The sequence below is a fragment of the Dysgonomonas termitidis genome, assembly GCF_042654545.1.
Taxonomy (GTDB): Bacteria; Bacteroidota; Bacteroidia; order Bacteroidales; family Dysgonomonadaceae; genus Dysgonomonas; species Dysgonomonas termitidis.
Genome location: NZ_JBHSGN010000194.1, coordinates 1 through 1931, shown reverse-complemented (window position 1 = coordinate 1931; position 1931 = coordinate 1). Strand labels below are relative to the sequence as shown.

Here is a 1931-nt window from a genome sequence, read left to right as displayed (position 1 = left end):
AAAGCGATCTTTGAGATTATGAAATAACAACATTATAGAGTGTAGTACACAGTCTGAACCCTGGTTAAGTTTGGGGTTTGGATAAAAAGCTAGAGATAGTAAAAAAAGGTGCTACCGTCAATTACTATTACCCAATAGTAAAATAAAAACGCTTGAACAGGATCAAAAGGTTAAAAAAAAGAATATACAAAGAAGAGTTTGATCCTGGCTCAGGATGAACGCTAGCGATAGGCCTAACACATGCAAGTCGAGGGGCAGCATAGGGTAGCAATACTTTGATGGCGACCGGCGCACGGGTGAGTAACGCGTATGCAACCTACCTATAACAGGGGGATAACCCGGAGAAATTCGGACTAATACCGCATAAAACAGGGGCTCCGCATGGAGATATTTGTTAAAGATTTATCGGTTATAGATGGGCATGCGTTCCATTAGCCAGTTGGTGAGGTAACGGCTCACCAAAGCAACGATGGATAGGGGAACTGAGAGGTTTGTCCCCCACACTGGAACTGAGACACGGACCAGACTCCTACGGGAGGCAGCAGTGAGGAATATTGGTCAATGGGCGAGAGCCTGAACCAGCCAAATCGCGTGAAGGAAGACTGCCTTATGGGTTGTAAACTTCTTTTGTACAGGAATAAAAAGGGGGACGCGTCCCTTATTGCATGTACTGTACGAATAAGCATCGGCTAACTCCGTGCCAGCAGCCGCGGTAATACGGAGGATGCGAGCGTTATCCGGATTTATTGGGTTTAAAGGGTGCGCAGGCGGGCTTTTAAGTCAGCGGTGAAATCTCGGGGCTTAACTCCGAAACTGCCGTTGAAACTGGGAGTCTTGAGTATGGATGAAGTAGGCGGAATTCGTTGTGTAGCGGTGACATGCTTAGATATAACGAGGAACTCCGATTGCGTAGGCAGCTTACTAAGCCATAACTGACGCTCAAGCACGAAAGCGTGGGGATCAAACAGGATTAGATACCCTGGTAGTCCACGCCGTAAACGATGATTACTAGTTGTATGCGATATACCGTATGTGACTAAGCGAAAGCGATAAGTAATCCACCTGGGGAGTACGCCGGCAACGGTGAAACTCAAAGGAATTGACGGGGGCCCGCACAAGCGGAGGAACATGTGGTTTAATTCGATGATACGCGAGGAACCTTACCCGGGCTTGAAATGTACATGAATTACGTTGAAAGATGTAAGCCAGCAATGGCATGTATGTAGGTGCTGCATGGTTGTCGTCAGCTCGTGCCGTGAGGTGTCGGCTTAAGTGCCATAACGAGCGCAACCCACATTGTTAGTTACTAACAGGTCAGGCTGAGGACTCTAACAAGACTGCCGTCGTAAGATGCGAGGAAGGTGTGGATGACGTCAAATCAGCACGGCCCTTACGTCCGGGGCGACACACGTGTTACAATGGGTGGTACAAAGGGCAGCTACTTGGTGACAAGATGCTAATCTCCAAAGCCACTCCCAGTTCGGATCGGAGTCTGCAACTCGACTCCGTGAAGCTGGATTCGCTAGTAATCGCGCATCAGCCATGGCGCGGTGAATACGTTCCCGGGCCTTGTACACACCGCCCGTCAAGCCATGGAAGCTGGGGGTATCTGAAGTGCGTAACCGCAAGGAGCGTCCTAGGGTAAAACCGGTGACTGGGGCTAAGTCGTAACAAGGTAGCCGTACCGGAAGGTGCGGCTGGAACACCTCCTTTCTGGAGATGCTGTTCGAGCAAGGTAGTCCTTTTTAAGAAAGGTACTGCACTCTTAAATGATGTTGTTGTTTTAACATATACTCAGTTTACAGGAGTAGGTACAGGTTTACCAGTTGAAATATACTGTTTACTGTTTACTGCTAACTGTTAACTGACCAAGAGAAACCAAGAAGCTGGCAATCAGTTTCAGGCGAGAACAGCCAGTCCTATAGCTCAGT

1 rRNA gene is annotated in these 1931 nt (G+C 48.3%); it reads left to right on the top strand.

Annotated features, from left to right (window positions below):
- Positions 1-186: 186 nt before the first annotated feature.
- Positions 187-1713 (top strand): 16S ribosomal RNA (locus ACFO6W_RS26100).
- Positions 1714-1931 lie beyond the last annotated feature (218 nt).